The organism is Vibrio sp. 1-1(7), from assembly GCF_013048485.1.
Taxonomy (GTDB): domain Bacteria; phylum Pseudomonadota; class Gammaproteobacteria; order Enterobacterales; family Vibrionaceae; genus Vibrio; species Vibrio fujianensis.
Genome location: NZ_VHSP01000001.1, coordinates 1,282,222 through 1,298,859, shown reverse-complemented (window position 1 = coordinate 1,298,859; position 16,638 = coordinate 1,282,222). Strand labels below are relative to the sequence as shown.

General features: G+C 41.9%; 17 protein-coding genes, 1 other RNA gene and 1 pseudogene. 10 read left to right on the top strand and 9 right to left on the bottom strand.

Going from position 1 to position 16,638, the window contains the following annotated elements; all coding sequences use genetic code 11:
- Window positions 1–83 precede the first annotated feature (83 nt).
- Window positions 84–1,241 carry a cellulase family glycosylhydrolase gene (locus FKN05_RS06000; RefSeq protein WP_170887086.1) on the top strand — a complete coding sequence of 386 codons (1,158 nt, stop codon included), beginning with the start codon at window positions 84–86 and terminating at the stop codon, window positions 1,239–1,241.
- 7 nt (window positions 1,242–1,248) lie between these two features.
- Here the strand turns inward: FKN05_RS06000 and FKN05_RS16605 are convergent.
- Both FKN05_RS16605 and FKN05_RS05995 read right to left on the bottom strand, forming a co-directional pair.
- Window positions 1,249–1,429: pseudogene (locus tag FKN05_RS16605) on the bottom strand (IS4 family transposase); the annotation flags it as partial.
- Between the two features lie 487 nt (window positions 1,430–1,916).
- Window positions 1,917–3,248, bottom strand: coding sequence for an ATP-binding protein (locus FKN05_RS05995; RefSeq protein WP_170887085.1), 1,332 nt, complete (start codon window positions 3,246–3,248; stop codon window positions 1,917–1,919).
- Window positions 3,249–3,629: 381 nt separating this feature from the next.
- On the opposite strand from FKN05_RS05995, the gene FKN05_RS05990 reads away from it, so the two are divergent.
- Window positions 3,630–4,169 (top strand): hypothetical protein, encoded by a 540-nt coding sequence (locus FKN05_RS05990; RefSeq protein WP_170887084.1) that lies wholly within the window; start codon window positions 3,630–3,632, stop codon window positions 4,167–4,169.
- 3 nt (window positions 4,170–4,172) lie between these two features.
- Here the strand turns inward: FKN05_RS05990 and FKN05_RS05985 are convergent, their stop codons facing one another.
- Window positions 4,173–4,337, bottom strand: coding sequence for a competence protein CoiA family protein (locus tag FKN05_RS05985; RefSeq protein ID WP_524540889.1), 165 nt, complete (start codon window positions 4,335–4,337; stop codon window positions 4,173–4,175).
- Here FKN05_RS05985 and FKN05_RS16765 point away from each other — a divergent pair.
- Complete coding sequence (locus FKN05_RS16765) at window positions 4,290–4,772, top strand: DEAD/DEAH box helicase (RefSeq protein ID WP_272870131.1); 483 nt, start codon at window positions 4,290–4,292, stop codon at window positions 4,770–4,772. The two genes, FKN05_RS05985 and FKN05_RS16765, sit on opposite strands and share 48 nt — an antisense overlap.
- A gap of 336 nt (window positions 4,773–5,108) precedes the next feature.
- On the opposite strand, the gene FKN05_RS05975 is transcribed toward FKN05_RS16765, so the two are convergent.
- Entirely contained in the window at window positions 5,109–5,426 is a 318-nt protein-coding gene (locus FKN05_RS05975) for an RnfH family protein (RefSeq protein ID WP_170887083.1), read from the bottom strand.
- Window positions 5,426–5,857, bottom strand: a complete 432-nt coding sequence (locus FKN05_RS05970; protein ID WP_170887082.1) for an SRPBCC family protein — start codon at window positions 5,855–5,857, stop codon at window positions 5,426–5,428. The genes FKN05_RS05975 and FKN05_RS05970 overlap by 1 nt, the downstream gene beginning before the upstream one ends.
- Before the next feature lie 198 nt (window positions 5,858–6,055).
- Between FKN05_RS05970 and smpB the strand changes: the two genes are divergently transcribed.
- The 4 genes from smpB to FKN05_RS05950 all read left to right on the top strand — a co-directional run bounded on the left by smpB (window position 6,056) and on the right by FKN05_RS05950 (window position 8,420).
- Window positions 6,056–6,541 carry an SsrA-binding protein SmpB gene (smpB, locus tag FKN05_RS05965; RefSeq protein WP_099611977.1) on the top strand — a complete coding sequence of 162 codons (486 nt, stop codon included), beginning with the start codon at window positions 6,056–6,058 and terminating at the stop codon, window positions 6,539–6,541.
- A 68-nt stretch (window positions 6,542–6,609) separates the two neighbouring features.
- Window positions 6,610–6,977: a transfer-messenger RNA gene (gene ssrA, locus FKN05_RS05960) on the top strand.
- Between the two features lie 182 nt (window positions 6,978–7,159).
- Entirely contained in the window at window positions 7,160–7,621 is a 462-nt protein-coding gene (gene tnpA / locus FKN05_RS05955) for an IS200/IS605 family transposase (protein ID WP_170887081.1), read from the top strand.
- 142 nt (window positions 7,622–7,763) lie between these two features.
- A complete protein-coding gene (locus tag FKN05_RS05950; RefSeq protein WP_249339271.1) occupies window positions 7,764–8,420 on the top strand; it encodes a hypothetical protein in 657 nt (218 codons plus the stop codon).
- 197 nt (window positions 8,421–8,617) lie between these two features.
- Here the strand turns inward: FKN05_RS05950 and bamE are convergent, their stop codons facing one another.
- The 3 genes from bamE to nadK form a co-directional block, all read right to left on the bottom strand.
- Window positions 8,618–8,977, bottom strand: a complete 360-nt coding sequence (bamE, locus tag FKN05_RS05945; protein WP_099611980.1) for an outer membrane protein assembly factor BamE — start codon at window positions 8,975–8,977, stop codon at window positions 8,618–8,620.
- 145 nt (window positions 8,978–9,122) lie between these two features.
- Entirely contained in the window at window positions 9,123–10,787 is a 1,665-nt protein-coding gene (gene recN, locus FKN05_RS05940) for a DNA repair protein RecN (protein WP_170887080.1), read from the bottom strand.
- 116 nt (window positions 10,788–10,903) lie between these two features.
- On the bottom strand, window positions 10,904–11,788 hold the full coding sequence (gene nadK / locus FKN05_RS05935; RefSeq protein WP_170887079.1) for an NAD(+) kinase: 885 nt from the start codon (window positions 11,786–11,788) through the stop codon (window positions 10,904–10,906).
- A gap of 143 nt (window positions 11,789–11,931) precedes the next feature.
- On the opposite strand from nadK, the gene grpE reads away from it, so the two are divergent.
- The 3 genes from grpE (at window position 11,932) to dnaJ (ending at window position 16,037) form a co-directional block, all read left to right on the top strand.
- Complete coding sequence (gene grpE / locus FKN05_RS05930; RefSeq protein WP_161428188.1) at window positions 11,932–12,540, top strand: nucleotide exchange factor GrpE; 609 nt, start codon at window positions 11,932–11,934, stop codon at window positions 12,538–12,540.
- Between the two features lie 244 nt (window positions 12,541–12,784).
- Window positions 12,785–14,689, top strand: coding sequence for a molecular chaperone DnaK (gene dnaK, locus FKN05_RS05925; protein WP_099611982.1), 1,905 nt, complete (start codon window positions 12,785–12,787; stop codon window positions 14,687–14,689).
- A gap of 202 nt (window positions 14,690–14,891) precedes the next feature.
- Entirely contained in the window at window positions 14,892–16,037 is a 1,146-nt protein-coding gene (dnaJ, locus tag FKN05_RS05920; protein WP_099611983.1) for a molecular chaperone DnaJ, read from the top strand.
- Window positions 16,038–16,107: 70 nt separating this feature from the next.
- Here dnaJ and FKN05_RS05915 read toward each other — a convergent pair whose 3' ends face one another.
- On the bottom strand, window positions 16,108–16,542 hold the full coding sequence (locus FKN05_RS05915; RefSeq protein ID WP_170887244.1) for a type IV pilin protein: 435 nt from the start codon (window positions 16,540–16,542) through the stop codon (window positions 16,108–16,110).
- Between the last annotated feature and the right edge of the window lie 96 nt (window positions 16,543–16,638).

Genomic DNA, 16,638 nt, shown 5'->3' with positions numbered 1-16,638 from the left:
TTTATTCAGAAGTGAGGTTGATGTTTTATTGATAATAATAAATATTGCTGTTTATTGTCAGTAATATTGATAAAGGTAATCTTATGCTTTTTAGTAAATTTATTTCGCCTTGTGTGGTGATACTAACGCTTATTTTAACTATGGGTTGTGGCTCTGGTGGTTCTGACAATAAGGATATCATCACTTTAGATAGTCAATATTACAAGGATATTTATCACTGGAATATGAGTAAAGGACTTAGTTTTAGCTTACTTGGTCGTGGTATTAATATGGGGAATTTTCTTGAATCCCCAAATTATGAGGGAGAGTGGAATAATGGTCTTACTATTCAAGCTAGTGATTTTAAAAACATAAGCCAATCCGGTTTTGCTAGCGTAAGAATTCCTGTTCGCTGGAATGCTCATACTTTATTAACGGATCCTTACACGATTGAAGAGGCTTTTATGGCACGAGTTCAAGAAGTGGTTGATCAAGCGATTCAAGAAGGCTTAAAAGTCATTATCAACGCACATCATTTTGACGAATTATTTTACGATAATAAAAATTTTGAATTTCACCGTTCACGCTTGCTGGCATTTTGGGATCAAATATCTAAACGTTTTCCTCTTAATCAATATGATGTAGATCAACTGATTTTTGAATTTCTTAATGAGCCTCATGGCAATGTGACAGTGATTGAATGGAATCATTTAATTGCAGAACTGACGGAACGTTTATGGATAACTAATGCAAATACTCAAAATAATATCTTAGGACAACGTAAAGTCATGATAGGTACTGCTGATTGGGGAGGGCCCTCTAAGTTATATCAACTAGCTTTGCCGAGTCGCTCTAATGTGAAAAATACCATTATTACTGTGCATTTTTATGAACCATTTGCATTTACCCATCAGGGCGCATCATGGGTTGATGGAGCTAAAGCATGGATTGGTACACGTTGGATTGGTTCTGAACCCGATCAGCAAGTCTTATTTGATTATTTAGACTCGATTGAGGCGTGGAATACTCAGATTGGTCATGGGTTTGAAATTAATATTGGTGAATTTGGTGTATTTAGCCAACATTCTAAGCCTGAAGATCAACGAGCATGGACCGCTTTTATTGCAAGAGAAGCTGAAAAACGGGGGTTTAGCTGGCACTATTGGGAATACAGTTCTGGTTTTGGCGCTTATGATCCCGATTCAGAAAAATGGCGAACAGCATTACTTGAAGGACTTATACCTGAAAGCACTGATCACTAGATTTTGAGCCAAGACGAGTCGATATCCCTTCTGACGCCTGCTCCCACTTGTAGCTTTCTTTGTCTTTATACGCTCGGCCAGCTTGCATGACGATTATTCTGACCATATAAAGTGATCTCGTGTCCATTGTTTTGCTCAATAAGACCAACGACATGCTGCTCTGGTGCAAATAGCAATAATGAATGAGCGTGCGCATACCACCTAGCTTGGTGTGAGAAAATGTTTCTTATTCCCATTACTATGAATTCACATTGAAAACATCGTGACTGACCTTGTAGTTATATCAAAATAGATCAGATCGAGATTTATCAGTTAAGTTCAAAGTAGGTTGCTGGTGGGAGTTGAAATTATTTCTCATTTTTCATGAATTCAGTGGCTTACATTGGTGTTGCCAATTTGGTGTTGTACATCAATTTCCTACTGCAAAAGGAACTGAACCCGCGTCCATGTATTCCTAAATCATTTAAAAATGTTAGCTTGTTATAGCAATTCAATCTAAATGAATAGCGCTGATACTGAGCATTTTACCCATCCCCACCATCCATTAACAGGGATTTTAACGCATCGGGAGAAGAAGGGAGTAGTCTAAAGCTTATGAATTAGTCATTAATGTTATGAGTAAAAAATTACTCATAACATTGATTCTTAGATGTTAATGAGTATTTTCTTACTCACTTAGCTTTTATCTAGATCTCTGAGGTGATCAAGTAAGTATTCTGTGTAGTAAAGCGGCATCACGATGTGCTCTTTCTCTGTTGCTGGAGAGCCTTGAGTACCTGTAAGTTTGATGGTCTTGTGGGGTTTGCACTTCTCGATGTAGGATTGCAATGATTTCGCACGGGTTCGCTTACCGCTTTTTACTTCTACAGGTACGATTCGACCTAGGTCATCAGCGATAATGAACTCTATCTCTGCTCTTGCGTCTCCCCAAGAGAAGCTTGGTTCCATACCTAGCGCAGCGATTTCCTGTTGAACATAGTTTTCGGCGATATATCCCTTGTATTCATAGCCTTGCTGTTTGATTTCACGGTAACCAGTGCCTAGCATATGGTTCAATAGCCCGACATCAAAGAGAAATATTTTAACCGTATTTTCCTTTTGATAAGCAGCTAAAGGAGAACGAGGCTGCCCTTCTATAGGATGATTTTTTAAAGCAAGCCGACACTTGTGAAGCCATGTGATCGCACTTTCATATTCAGTATAGCGAGACTTGCGCTCGTGAACTCCCTTGAATTTAAACCGTTTAACGGAGTCGTCGAATACCGAAGATAGTTGAGCGGGAATGCTTCGAAATACAGACTCGATTAGCTGTGCATCCACTTTTCCAGAGTACTTTCCGAAATCACGCATGTAGCCCTCAATTAAGTTCCTATGGACTTCAGACACGGCTGCAATGCGTTCAATAATACTGAGTTCTGAGTTTTCGAACCATGAGTTTACGGCTTCAGGCATGCCGCCAACAAAATAATAATCGGTCAGTAGTTCGATTAATTTTGTATGAGCCGCTGAAGAATTCAGCTTTTGGTCAAACGCTTTTTGCAGTGCTTTTTCTCCTGATGCCCACAAGAATTCTCTGAAGGTCAGCGGCCTTAAGTTATGCTGCTCAACTTTTCCAACGGGAAAGGACGTGAGCAATCCGATATTTGAACCACTGGCAGCAACATAAGCTTTGGGAGCCTTTTCTGCAAAGTACTTAAGAGAGGTGACCGCTCTTGGACATTCACCAATTTCATCTAAAATAAGAAGATCTGTCGATGGTTCGAAGATTTTTCCTGTTAAGAGTTCAATGTTGGTGATGATGTCATCGGGGTTTAGAGAGCCTGAAAAAGCTTCAATTAACTCAGGGCTTTCTAGGAAATCGATTCTTATGACATTTTCGAATGTACTTCCTAATAGTTCCTGTAATAGGAATGTTTTACCAGTTTGTCTAGCACCGTCAATCAGCAAGGGTTTCCTTGTCGGCTTGTCTTTCCAGGTGAGTAGGTTTTCAAGTAGTGTTCGTTTCATCTAGCCACCTCAGTTGAAGTACTTATCTGGTTGAGTGTGTATTACACAAAAATGCGCAATTAAATGCAATATAAAACATTTTAACGCGCATTAAAATGCTTTACTTGACATTTTTATGCGCGTAAAAGTGTATCTATTGATGTGCGCATGATTATGTGTGGTGGGGGGGCGAGTCGCGGTGATGAGTATATGGTGAGTGATTCATACTCAGTATAACCAACGACGTTATCAAGTGTTTATTTTGATGGTAATACTTAAGTAATTGTTATTGATGGTTTTATGGTTTGTCTGAAATTGAATAATCAAAACAACAAGGTAAAAAGCTGCGTCATGTTATGGCAGAATTGGTGAGGTCTCGATTTAAACATCCTAAGGAATATTATGAATATCCAGCAAGTTTTTGAAGAGTTAGAAAAAACGAGTGACTTTGAACTATTTCGGATCAAATCAGCCATAGAGAAAGTTTTAGAAGATCCAGATAGAGCAAAGGCTTTAAAAGCCAAAATGACGGTAGGTATGGAGGTGGAATATTTTTGTACTGAACGAAATCATTCTGTGCTTTGTAGTATATTGAAAGTCGGCAGGACTCGGGTGGCGATCCGTGAGAAAGAAACAGGTAAAGGTTGGTCATTGCCCTTTTACTTTTTGAACCTTGATCACATTGATACTGAGTTAATATCAAATAAAGCTGTAGGGCTGTCGAAGGCTGAGCTGTCTATCGGTCAAACAGTGGGCTTTATCAGTAGTCGAGACAACCAAGAGTATATTGGACAAGTTTCCAAACTAAACCCCAAGAGAACGGTTGTATTAGTTGCTAATACGGCTTGGACAGTACCGTATTCAATGCTATTCCCAGTGCTAGATTCAGAAGCGGGTCTGGTGAAACAAACATTGATACTTGGAGGTAATGTCGTGGAATAGTGTTTAGCGGCGTTCATTTTTTTTGTTTGTGCATAAAAAATGATCAGTTCCTTCAACCTTGCGGCTCGCGTGAGCAAAGTGCCATTGCTTTTCTTCACCTTGTCTCGCAATCAGTGGTGTATGGCAAGAAGGGCATATACAGCTGCAATTTTTCCCTCGCACAACCATCTATCAGCACCACAATATGAGCAGGTGTTATCTGAAGCGCATGCGAAGTACGTCGTTGGGATCAGTGCAACACTTGAAAGGCGAGATGGGCATCAAATATTCGTGGGTTCGATGAAGAAAAAGCAGCAAGCTGAGGTGATGTCGAAGCTAGACAGTACACAATTCATTGTTGCCACAGGACGTTTTGTCGGAGAGGGCTTTGACCTTCCACGCCTAGATACTTTGATATTGGCGTTGCCTGTGTCTTGGAAAGGATCGTTAATCCAATATGTAGGGCGAATACAGCGTGATTACAAAGGAAAAGAGGAGGTGAAAGTGATCGACTATGTTGATGCAAAAATTCCAATGCTGCTCAGGATGTTCAATAAGCGAGAAAAAGGGTATCGGGCACTTGGTTTTTTATCAGAATCAATAATCCAAGAGCAATTGATTTAGTCTTGGTTTTACCTCGATATCTAACAGGGTTCGATAAACGCTAGGGTCTGTTTATCTTTCGAGCTGATTTTTGCAACAGTTTGTGGCTTCTTTGTACAAGGCAGAGGCTTTGAAATGTAGTTATTCTACCTGAGAAGCCGATAACGCCGTAGAAAGGAGCTACAAACGCTGCCCGAAGGGTTCGGCTAAAAGTGTTTTACTCTTTGTTGAGAGGTGTTTTGCCTAGAATAACTAAGCTACAAACCTCTCGCCGCGATTAAAACACTTTTATCTCGAACAAAATTTAACCGCGAAAGATAAATAGACCCTAGTAACATCGGGAATTGCCCAGCATAGTTACTTTTTGGCCTGTTTTTGTTCAGCCCTAGCCTCTTCTACTCGTTTTCGACGAATTTCTTTAGGGTCGGCCAATAAAGGACGATAAATTTCAATTCGGTCATGATCACGCACTGTAGCATCAAGCTTGACGCTACGGCTAAATATACCCACTTTATTTTTTGTTAAGTCAATATCGGGAAATGCTTGTAAAATCCCCGATTGCTGAATAATTTCTTCCACCGTCATAGCATCGTTGACTACCAAAGTAATCACCCGCTGCTCATGAGGCAAAGCATAAACCACCTCGACGTGGATCATTTCAGATTCAATACTCATCACGCATATACCTGCTTGGCGCGTTTAGTAAAAGCATTTACCATATTACTAGTTAGCTCATTGAAAACCTTTCCAAAAGCAATCTCGACCATTTTACTAGCGAACTCAAACTCTAGCTTTAATTCCACTTTACATGCTCGCTCATCTAAAGGCGTAAAATACCACCCGCCTTTTAATGCTCGAAATGGGCCGTCAACTAAACTCATAAGAATAGACTGTCCATGAGTTAGATGATTTTCTGTAGTAAAGGTTTTACTTATTCCCGCTTTTGAGACATCGAGAGAAGCCACCATTTTATTTGGGGAAGATTCCAATATCCGTGTTCCTGAACACCCAGGTAAAAAGTCTGGATAACTTTCTACATCATTAACCAAATGAAACATTTGTTCTGCACTAAACGCAACCAGAGCAGAACGACTCACTTGCTTCATTGTTATCCCCTTTATAAACACTCAATAACGCTGAAACTGATTGTACGTTTATCCCCTGTTTACCTCAAGTTAAGACCAACTAAGACCTCGCAATAAAGAATGAAGCGCTGAACAGCTTGAAGTTATCAGGCGATCCCCTTATGCTACATCAAGAAAAACATTCCCTTACGTTCGACCAATCCGTATAATGCACCCACTATGGTAAAGAAAAAATCAACGAAAAAAGCGGGTAGCAACACTATCGCGCTCAATAAAAAAGCTCGCCATGAATACTTCATTGAAGATGAGGTAGAAGCAGGGTTGGAGCTTCAGGGTTGGGAAGTAAAATCCCTTCGCCAAGGAAAAGCCAATATTGCAGAAAGCTACGTTTTCTTGCGAGACGGAGAAGCTTTTATCTCCGGTATGAGTATTACGCCATTGCAACAAGCTTGCACGCATGTTGTGGCCAATCCAACGCGTGTAAGAAAGTTACTCCTTTCTCGGCGTGAGTTAGACAATTTATTTGGCCGCATAAATCGAGAGGGAATGACACTTATCGCTCTCTCTTTGTATTGGTCGCGTTCTTGGGTCAAACTAAAAATCGGCGTAGCTAAAGGTAAAAAACTGCACGATAAGCGAGATGATCTAAAAGATAAAGATTGGCAGCGCCAAAAAGCGCGTGTCATGAAAAGTGCGTTGCGTTAATTGTAACCACTTAAACAATTGATGCTAGACAGAATCTTGGATTCTGGTACTATGCACCAACTACCTCTGGGGCTGATTCTGGATTCGACGGGAATTTTGCAGTCTGAGGTGCATGCCGAGGTGCGGTAGGCCTCGTTAACAAACCGCAAAAAAATAGTCGCAAACGACGAAAACTACGCACTAGCAGCTTAATACCCTGCTGAGAGCCTCTTTGCCCTAGCTTCCGCACGTAAGACGGGGAACAACAAAGAGTCAAAACCAAACGCGCTAGCCCGGATTTTCCCACCTGAGAGATGAACGGCGAATTATAATTCAGGTTAGTCATTCATTAGCGTGTCGGTTCGCAGGTGGATGGCGAAATTAAAGATCGACTAAGCATGTAGTACCAATGATGAATGATTTTCGGACGCGGGTTCAAATCCCGCCAGCTCCACCAATCACTAGTAACGGGACGTCTCAGGACGTCCCGTTTTCTTGTATAGAGAAAACCCCCAGCTAGGCTGGGGGTTCTGTAAAGCTTACAGCTATAAGTCAGTTATATAACCCCTTTCAATTTGATAAAAACGTCTTGTGGTCTGGCAACTGCAAGAGTTAATTAAGAATTGAAAGGGGGTCCCAATGGGGGACGAAAAGAGCTTAGCGCATACGCGATGGAACTGTAAATATCATGTGGTTTTTGCCCCTAAGTATCGAAGGCAGGTGTTCTATGGTGAGAAACGAAGGGCAGTAGGCGAGATACTTAGAAAGCTATGTGAATGGAAAAAAGTGAATATTATTGAAGCGGAATGCTGCGTAGATCATATTCATATGCTTTTAGAGATACCACCTAAGATGAGTGTTTCATCCTTTATGGGGTATTTGAAAGGAAAAAGTAGCCTGATGCTCTATGAGCGATTTGGTGATTTGAAGTTTAAGTACAGGAATCGGGAATTTTGGAATCGAGGGTATTATGTCGATACGGTAGGAAAAAATACCGGCAAAATACAAAGTTACATAAAGCACCAACTAGAGCAGGATAAAATGGGAGAGCAATTGTCGATCCCGTATTCAGGTAGCCCGTTTACGGGCCGCAGGGAATAGTCATATGCAAATGTCAGATCACTATGCGCCTGCTAGGGCGCAGCCAGTAGGAGAGCCTTATAGGCGCATATGAAAAACCACCGGCTATGCCGGTGGATACTTTTTTTCTAAACCCTTGTCCTAGCTACATCTATGGCTAACATTGAAGGAACTCGGCTTTCATGTTGATTCGCTGCCATCCTCTGTGTACTCACAGAACTATGGGTCTAAAGCAAACAAGCAATATTTAAAAGCTTACAGAGAAGCGTTAATCAATGCCATTATGCAAGCTGTCGATTTAAGCAAGCATGACGTGAAACGGCTTATGGTGGCAGATAAGCGCACAGCCAGTGACAACGCTGCCATCTCGAAACATACAATCAAAAGCTACTATCAGCTGACTGAAGTCACGAAAGAGGATGTCGAGTTTCATTTCCTGTTTTCCAAGAACAGAAAGCTCTTCGACAAGCTGTTTTCGATTCCAGCGCCAAACGAAGATAACAGCAAGTACTCAACATATCGCCGCTTGGCGAATTTAATCAATGAGAGTCTGTTCAACGGACACCAGTTTAATTCTCAATCACCTTCTATCATGCTCCATAGAGCGCAGATTTTAGGGAGTGTTAATCTGATGATCGAGAATCGGGACTTAGTCAATTGGGCACTGCACAAAGATACTCACATTCCCTTATCGCTCAACACAAACAGCACGACAAATAAAAAGATGCTATATTTTGGGCAACTCATGAAGTCTCTGGGGTCGAACCCTTCGGGCAGCGTTTGTAGCTCCTTTCTACGGCGTTATCGGCTTCTCAGGTAGAATAACTACATTTCAAAGCCTCTGGCTTGTATAAAGAAGCCACAAACTGCTGCAAAAATCAGCTCGAAAGATAAATAGACCCTAGCAGTGTATCATCGGGAAGTTTCCTTGTGCGCGATAATTCTAAGATTAGTTTAAGTTTGAGCGTTGAGTCCTATCTGCCTCTGCCTCTGCTGGTTGGTACGTGCGGATATTGACTAGTTGAGGCCTTCAAAAAAGGCATCACTTTGTTGGAAGTCTCCGGAGATGGTGGCTAATAGCCCAGAATCGTTGAAATTAACGATTAAGTTTTTTTGAATTGATGGATTATGTCCTGGCGTATGGTGATAAATATAATACCAAGTATTTGGATAACCATTTTCGATCAGCATTGGCGAACCAAGCACAAAACGAACTTGTTCCTTGGTCATGCCAAATCTTAATTGTTCTACCGCTTGTTGTTCAACATAATTACCTTGGTTGATATCGATTCGGTATACTAAACGTTCAAGGACGGAGCAGCCGGATAGCAATGTGGCTGCGAGGGGGATGGCAATAAGCCACTTGGTTAATTGCATATTAAATTCTACTGCCAGTAAGAGTCAAAACTAAGTCGATAATAAACAAGCACCGAGCAGATGTAAAAAACTTCACTCTCCTCGGCGCTAATTAAGACTATAAATTTTGAATTAGGTTGCAAAGATTTTTCTACATGGTGGCTTTTTAAGCCGCAACCAGCAGTTCTTTTGCATTAGCCAGTGTTGATTCGGTGATTTGACTTCCACCCAACAAACGAGCCAGTTCAGCGACTCTTTGTTCGGTATTCAATTTGATCATTTGTGTTTCTGTTTTTCCGGCTTTGGTTTGTTTTGCTACAAAAAGTTGATGATGACCACAGCCAGCAACTTGTGGAAGATGAGTGACACAGAGTACTTGGGTCGACTCGCCTAGCTTACGCAGCATTTTTCCGACCACAGCAGCTGTTGGCCCGGAAATACCAACATCGACTTCATCAAATATTAAGCTTGGAGTGTCAATTTTCTGAGCCGTAATGACTTGAATCGCTAAAGAAATACGCGACAGTTCACCACCGGAAGCCACTTTAGCCATCGGTTGTAATGGTTGACCTGGATTGGTTGAGACTAAAAACGTGACATGATCAAACCCAAGTGGAGAGGGTTGCCCTTGATGTTGAACCACGTCAATTTTAAATTGTGCCTTTTCCATACTCAGCTCATGCATGCTAAGACTGATCAGCTTATCTAACTCTTTGGCGTAACGACTGCGTGATTTGTGGAGTTTTTCTGCGCAGTTTGCAAAGGCTTGGTAGTGACGGGCGACTTCATTTTCTTGTTGTTGTATTTTTTCTTCTGAATGATCGAGTTGAGCGATTTGTTGTAATAATAACTGATGATGGGCATAAAGCTCTTCTGGTAGTACATGATGTTTACGGGCTAATGAAAGTACCCGTGAATAGCGTTCTTCCACATAAACCATTCGTTCAGGATCTACATCAATGTTAGCGAGGTAAGCTCGTAGCTCATTATTGGCTTCCTCTAATTGGATGACCGCTTCACTTAACATATTTGGAAGGCTGTTTAACTGGTTATCCATTTCAGCTAACTCCATGACCGTATGACTGACAGATTGGAGGATGCTTAGAGCATTGATTTCCTCGCTTTCATCAAGCAAATTGATTGCTTTTTGGCAATTGAGTGCGAGATCTCCGCTATTGGTTAAACGTTTATGTTCTTGCTCTAGTTGAATAAATTCTTCTGCACCAATCGCTAACTCGTTTAGTTCTTTAATTTGATATTCCAACAATTGGAGTTGAGCTTGATTTTGTTGGCTGCTTTCTCGCAATTGTTTCAGGTGGTGGTTGGCTTGACACCAATGTTGGTAGGCGAGGTGAGTCTGTTTTAATAGATTATGGTGGCCTGCATACTGATCCAGCATCGAGAGCTGTTGTTCCGGTTTCATTAATTGTTGATGGGCATGCTGTCCATGAATATTAATTAACAATTGTCCGATTGCTTTAAGCTGAGAAAGTGGGACCGGGCTACCATTGATGAACGCTCTAGAACGCCCATCTTTATTAATAATTCGGCGTAAAATACATTCTTGGCCATCGAGTAAGTCATTGTCTTCTAACCAGCGGGTCGCATGTAGGTTATTATCTAGCATAAACGATGCACTGACTTCAGTTTTTTCTTCATTTTGGCGAACCATACTGGCTTCGGCTCGGCCACCAAGACACAAGCTAAGAGCATCAATAGCGATGGACTTGCCTGCTCCGGTTTCTCCGGTGATGGTTGTCATCCCCTTTGAAAGTTCAAGTTGCAGAGATTTTACAATAGCAAAGTTATTTACACTTAAATGAGCCAGCATTTTAGCACCTGTACAATTTAACAATACTGTATAAAGATTCAGTATATACTGTTTTTTTATACAGTAAAGTTATATGGGTGAAAAATTTTGCGTGGTGTGATGCTGTGTGAAATGGTTTAAAATAATTTGCTTGACCAACCCAGTTTATTCCGTAAAACACGATAATAGCTATAATCTTGAGGATGGATGAGCTTCAATACATTAGCACTTTGATAAATATGAACTTCATCGCCAGGAGATACAGGTAAAGATACCTGCCCATCACAACTGACTTCTTGAGTGCCTCGGTTATCGGGCGACACCACTAATTTAATGCGACGTTCACCGTCGACAACGAGAGGTCGGGAAGATAGGGTATGAGGAAACATCGGAACGAGTGTGATGGCATTCAAGCTGGGAGATAATATCGGCCCTCCTCCAGACAGTGAATATGCAGTCGATCCTGTGGGTGTCGAAATAATTAACCCATCAGAGCGTTGAGAAAAAGCGAAGTTATCATCAATATAGACTTCAAATTCAATCATATGGGCAATTTTTCCAGGGTGTAGAACCGCCTCATTCAAGGCTGAGTTATGACTTTTGATTTGTCCATGACGGTGAATCTCGGCTTCAAGTAAAAAACGGGTTTCTTGCAAATAATGCCCATCCAGTACGCTGCCCAACTCGTTTTGAAAATTGTCAGGATTGAGATCGGTGAGAAAGCCTAAATTACCTCGGTTAACACCGATGACGGAGATATCAAAACGAGATAGAACTCGAGCCGCTCCCAACATATTGCCATCACCCCCGACGACAATAGCTAAATCGGCCTTATTTCCTAATTCAATTAAGCTGGCAAAGTGTGTTTGAGGAATATCGGTGAGAATTTCACGTAAGCGATCATCAATAAAGACCGATTTCCCGAGCGCAGTAAGCCAGAGATAAATCTCTTTATGTGTTTGAATTGCTTTTTGATCTCTTGGTTTTCCAATGATAGCGATCACGTCAAATGGATTTTTCATACGCTTTCCAACCGAATTAGGCTTGAATCAGAATTCTTCATCCCCATAATAAAGGCAAGTTATGCTTTTATGCGAATTTTTGTGTCAAAAACCTAGATAATTTGATGCTTAAACACCATCGTGATGAGAATTCTGGAGATATCATGAGCAACGAAGAAAATAAAATCAAAGAGGAAGAGCTACAGCAAGAAGCGGTTGATGTAGAGGCTGAAATTGTTGGTAGTGATGAAGATATCGATTGGAATCAAGATGTTGAACCAGAAGAGTTAAGTGAGCAAGAGAGTAAAATTGCTCAATTAGAGGCGGCTTTATTGGCCAGTGAAGCTCGAGTGAAAGAACAGCAAGAAAGCGTCCTTCGCGCTCGTGCCGATGTTGAAAATATGCGTCGTCGTTCTGAACAAGAGATCGATAAAGCGCGTAAATATGCGTTAGGACGTTTTGTTGAAGAATTATTACCCGTGTTGGATAACTTAGAACGCGCGATCCAAGCGGTAGATAATGAAAATGAAGCGATCAAACCCTTTTTAGAAGGTGTTGAATTAACTCATAAAACCTTTGTTGACGCAGTAGCAAAATTTGGGGTAACGGTGATTAATCCTGAAGGTGAAGCGTTTAACCCTGAATATCATCAAGCAATGTCTATTCAAGAAAGTCCAGATCATCAATCAAATACCGTTATGTTTGTGATGCAAAAAGGCTATGAATTGAATGGTCGAGTTGTACGTCCTGCGATGGTGATGGTGGCTAAATAAGCGTGTTGTCTATTTTACGGACACATTTAAATCAGCGAGGTCTTAAGGCTTCGCTTTTTATTATAAAATTCAAATTTTTTTTCATGTTCCCCTTGAAAAGAGGTTGTTCACCCCTATTTAAAGGGCATACGAGAAACAAACATCCACGTTTTTGTTTGTGAGTGGGGTTGAAACCCAATTCTCCATCCCCACATTAGGGATATACAGCAAAACGAACATATAGAATTATTTCGGAGATAGCCTGATGGGTAAAATCATTGGTATTGACTTAGGTACTACTAACTCATGTGTAGCCGTACTCGACGGTGACAAACCTCGCGTAATTGAAAACGCCGAGGGTGAGCGCACCACCCCATCTGTGATTGCTTATACAGATGGTGAAACACTCGTTGGTCAGCCAGCAAAACGTCAAGCTGTAACCAACCCTGAAAATACATTATTTGCGATTAAACGTTTGATTGGTCGTCGTTTCGAAGACGAAGAAGTTCAGCGTGATATCGAAATCATGCCGTATAAAATCGTTCGTGCAGATAACGGCGATGCATGGGTAGAAGCGAAAGGCCAAAAAATGGCTGCGCCTCAGGTTTCTGCTGAAATTCTGAAAAAAATGAAGAAAACAGCAGAAGATTACCTCGGTGAGAAAGTGACGGGTGCGGTTATTACCGTTCCTGCTTACTTTAACGATGCTCAGCGCCAAGCCACTAAAGATGCGGGCCGCATCGCGGGTCTTGAAGTTAAACGTATTATTAACGAACCAACGGCAGCTGCGCTTGCTTATGGCCTTGATAAACAAGGTGGTGATCGCACAATCGCCGTTTATGACCTCGGTGGTGGTACGTTTGATATTTCGATTATTGAAATCGATGAGGTTGAAGGCGAAAAAACATTCGAAGTATTGGCGACCAATGGTGATACACACCTAGGTGGTGAAGACTTTGATAACCGCATGATTAACTACCTCGTTGATGAGTTTAACAAAGAGCAAGGGATCAACTTGAAACATGATCCACTTGCAATGCAGCGTCTAAAAGAAGCGGCAGAGAAAGCGAAGATCGAACTTTCTTCAGCACAGCAAACCGATGTCAACCTGCCTTATATTACGGCAGATGCAACGGGGCCTAAACACATGAACATCAAAGTGACTCGGGCTAAATTAGAGTCATTGGTTGAAGATTTAGTTCAACGCTCTTTAGACCCATTGAAAGTGGCACTAGCGGATGCTGACCTTTCAGTCAATGACATCACTGATGTTATCTTGGTGGGTGGTCAAACTCGTATGCCGTTAGTTCAGAAAAAAGTGGCTGAGTTCTTTGGTAAAGAAGCGCGCAAAGATGTTAACCCTGATGAAGCGGTTGCAGTGGGTGCGGCTGTTCAAGGTGGCGTTCTTGCGGGTGATGTAAAAGACGTTCTATTACTTGACGTGACACCTTTGTCTCTAGGTATTGAGACTATGGGTGGCGTGATGACAAAACTGATTGAGAAAAATACCACGATTCCAACCAAAGCGAATCAAGTATTCTCAACTGCTGAAGATAACCAAAGTGCTGTTACCATTCATGTTTTACAAGGTGAGCGTAAGCAAGCTATGTATAACAAGTCTCTGGGTCAGTTTAACCTTGAAGGTATTAACCCAGCGCCTCGTGGTATGCCACAAATTGAGGTGACGTTTGACTTGGACGCTGATGGTATTTTACATGTGTCAGCGAAAGATAAACAAACGGGTAAAGAGCAAAATATCACCATCCAAGCTTCTGGCGGTTTGAGTGATGAAGAAATCGAAAAAATGGTTCAAGAAGCAGAAGCCAATAAAGAAGCGGACAAGAAGTTCGAAGAGTTAGCGACTGCACGTAACCAAGCGGATCAAATGATTCACGCAACGCGTAAGCAAATTGAAGAAGCCGGTGATGCTCTGCCTACGGATGAAAAAGAGAAAATTGAAGCAGCCATTAGTGAGCTAGAAACTGCGAAGAAAGGTGAAGATAAAGCCGAAATCGACGCAAAAGTTCAAGCCCTAATGACCGCAGCTCAAAAATTGATGGAAATCGCTCAGCAGCAAGCACAGGCACAAGGTGCGAATGCTGAACAGCAAGCAGCACAAGACGACGTCGTTGATGCTGAGTTTGAAGAAGTTAAAGACGATAAGAAATAATTTTTCTTAATCTCCGTTCGCTTTGGTAGCTAACGGGAGTCTTACGGTCTTGCTTGCGGGCGTTTGGGGTAACTCTTACGCCCGTAAGTTTGTCATTATCTTTGTGTCTATAAAGATAAAGGACAAGCCTAAAACCTTTATCTATATCGATACAACCACCAAGCGGTCAGTCCGTTTGCAGTAACAATTGGTGACTTAAAACATGTCAAAACGTGATTTTTACGAAGTATTAGGCGTTAGCCGTGATGCCTCAGAGCGCGATATTAAAAAGGCCTATAAGCGCCTAGCGATGAAATACCACCCAGACCGTAATCCGGGTGATGCCAGTGCTGCGGATAAGTTTAAAGAAGTAAAAGAAGCGTATGAGATTCTGACTGATCCGCAGAAAAAAGCCGCTTATGATCAATACGGGCACCGAGCTTTTGAACAAGGTGCTGGTGGTTTTGGTGGCGGTGGCTTCAGTGGTGGCGGTGCTGATTTTGGCGATATCTTTGGTGATGTGTTTGGTGATATTTTTGGTGGTGGACGCCGCGGTGGTTCGCCTCGGCCTCAACGCGGATCTGACTTGCGCTACAACATGGAATTAACTTTGGAAGAGGCAGTTCGAGGTTGTAGCAAAGAAATTGAAGTTCCAACATTGGTTCATTGTGATAGTTGCGATGGCTCTGGAGCGAAAAAAGGCAGTACACCGGAAACCTGTCCGACCTGTCATGGTCATGGTCAAGTTCAAATGCGGCAAGGTTTCTTTGCCGTTCAGCAAACCTGCCCAACTTGTCATGGCAAAGGTAAGATCATCAAAGATCCATGCAATGTTTGTCATGGCCAAGGTCGAAAACAGAAAAGTAAAACTTTGAATGTTAAAATCCCAGCAGGAGTGGATACTGGCGATCGCATTCGTTTAGCCAATGAAGGTGAAGCCGGAGAAATGGGTGCACCAGCGGGTGATTTATATGTGCAAGTGCATGTAAAAGAACACCATATCTTTGAACGGGACGGTAATAATTTGTACTGTGAAGTCCCGGTAAGTTTTGCTATGGCCGCTTTGGGTGGTGAAGTTGAAGTCCCCACGTTGGATGGCCGTGTGAATCTTAAAGTTCCTGAAGAAACGCAAACCGGACGTATGTTCCGTATGCGTGGTAAAGGGGTGAAAAGTGTGCGCGGAGGGGCAATTGGTGATTTGATTGTGAAACTAGTGGTTGAAACCCCCGTTAAACTCAGCGCTCGTCAAAAAGAATTGCTCCGGGAATTGGAAGATTCTTGTGGAGGAGAGGCCGCCAATAAGCACAAGCCAAAGTCTGAAGGTTTTTTCAATGGGGTGAAGAAGTTTTTTGATGATCTAACCAGTTAATCTGATCCCTTATTTGCTCAAAAAGCCCTAGTTTGCTTACGTCAACTAGGGCTTTTTATGTTTAAAACCGCTACCAGCAAGAGGTTGGTTGTCGCTCTCCGGTACTTTTTAATTCAAGCTTTGAATAGCGTTTTCCTTGACATTCATCGGTATCTTGTCCTTTGGAAGCGAGAGGGGTGGCTGAAATCGTATAGCTTGCATGGCTGATCTCAATCGCCAAGGCGTAGCGTTCCGGATCAGAATCGCATACGCTACATTTCCCTCCCGACAAAAGACCATGACTGGAATACCCTAAGTCATAATGCTCTTCTAAATAGAGCTGTATTTTTGCCATATCGGCTATTGCTTGAGTACGGTGAGCCTCTTTGACATATTGGGTATATGCTGGGTAGGCAATACCAGCAAGAATGCCAACGATGGCGACGGCTATCATTAATTCGACCAACGTCATACCTTGAGCGAACCTATCTGATCTGTTGCATTTATTTGTTCGAATCATGTCCATTCGTTCCATTAATCTATCTTTTCCTATTGTTAGTAGCTGTTAGCATCAAAGCAAGTTGATTCAGTTATGTCTCACTGTTTGCAAAGGATTTTGAGA

Bases quoted from the DNA above. Each gene is read 5' to 3' on its own strand.
- recN (WP_170887080.1), bottom strand. From the start codon at position 10,787: ATGCTGGCTCATTTAAGTGTAAATAACTTTGCTATTGTAAAATCTCTG.
- grpE (WP_161428188.1), top strand. From the start codon at position 11,932: ATGAGCAACGAAGAAAATAAAATCAAAGAGGAAGAGCTACAGCAAGAA.
- FKN05_RS05995 (WP_170887085.1), bottom strand. From the start codon at position 3,248: ATGAAACGAACACTACTTGAAAACCTACTCACCTGGAAAGACAAGCCG.
- FKN05_RS05990 (WP_170887084.1), top strand. From the start codon at position 3,630: ATGAATATCCAGCAAGTTTTTGAAGAGTTAGAAAAAACGAGTGACTTT.
- FKN05_RS05915 (WP_170887244.1), bottom strand. From the start codon at position 16,542: ATGGACATGATTCGAACAAATAAATGCAACAGATCAGATAGGTTCGCT.
- dnaK (WP_099611982.1), top strand. From the start codon at position 12,785: ATGGGTAAAATCATTGGTATTGACTTAGGTACTACTAACTCATGTGTA.
- FKN05_RS16765 (WP_272870131.1), top strand. From the start codon at position 4,290: ATGGCAAGAAGGGCATATACAGCTGCAATTTTTCCCTCGCACAACCAT.
- FKN05_RS05970 (WP_170887082.1), bottom strand. From the start codon at position 5,857: ATGAAGCAAGTGAGTCGTTCTGCTCTGGTTGCGTTTAGTGCAGAACAA.
- bamE (WP_099611980.1), bottom strand. From the start codon at position 8,977: ATGCAATTAACCAAGTGGCTTATTGCCATCCCCCTCGCAGCCACATTG.
- FKN05_RS05975 (WP_170887083.1), bottom strand. From the start codon at position 5,426: ATGAGTATTGAATCTGAAATGATCCACGTCGAGGTGGTTTATGCTTTG.
- smpB (WP_099611977.1), top strand. From the start codon at position 6,056: ATGGTAAAGAAAAAATCAACGAAAAAAGCGGGTAGCAACACTATCGCG.
- dnaJ (WP_099611983.1), top strand. From the start codon at position 14,892: ATGTCAAAACGTGATTTTTACGAAGTATTAGGCGTTAGCCGTGATGCC.
- tnpA (WP_170887081.1), top strand. From the start codon at position 7,160: ATGGGGGACGAAAAGAGCTTAGCGCATACGCGATGGAACTGTAAATAT.
- FKN05_RS06000 (WP_170887086.1), top strand. From the start codon at position 84: ATGCTTTTTAGTAAATTTATTTCGCCTTGTGTGGTGATACTAACGCTT.
- FKN05_RS05985 (WP_524540889.1), bottom strand. From the start codon at position 4,337: ATGGTTGTGCGAGGGAAAAATTGCAGCTGTATATGCCCTTCTTGCCAT.
- nadK (WP_170887079.1), bottom strand. From the start codon at position 11,788: ATGAAAAATCCATTTGACGTGATCGCTATCATTGGAAAACCAAGAGAT.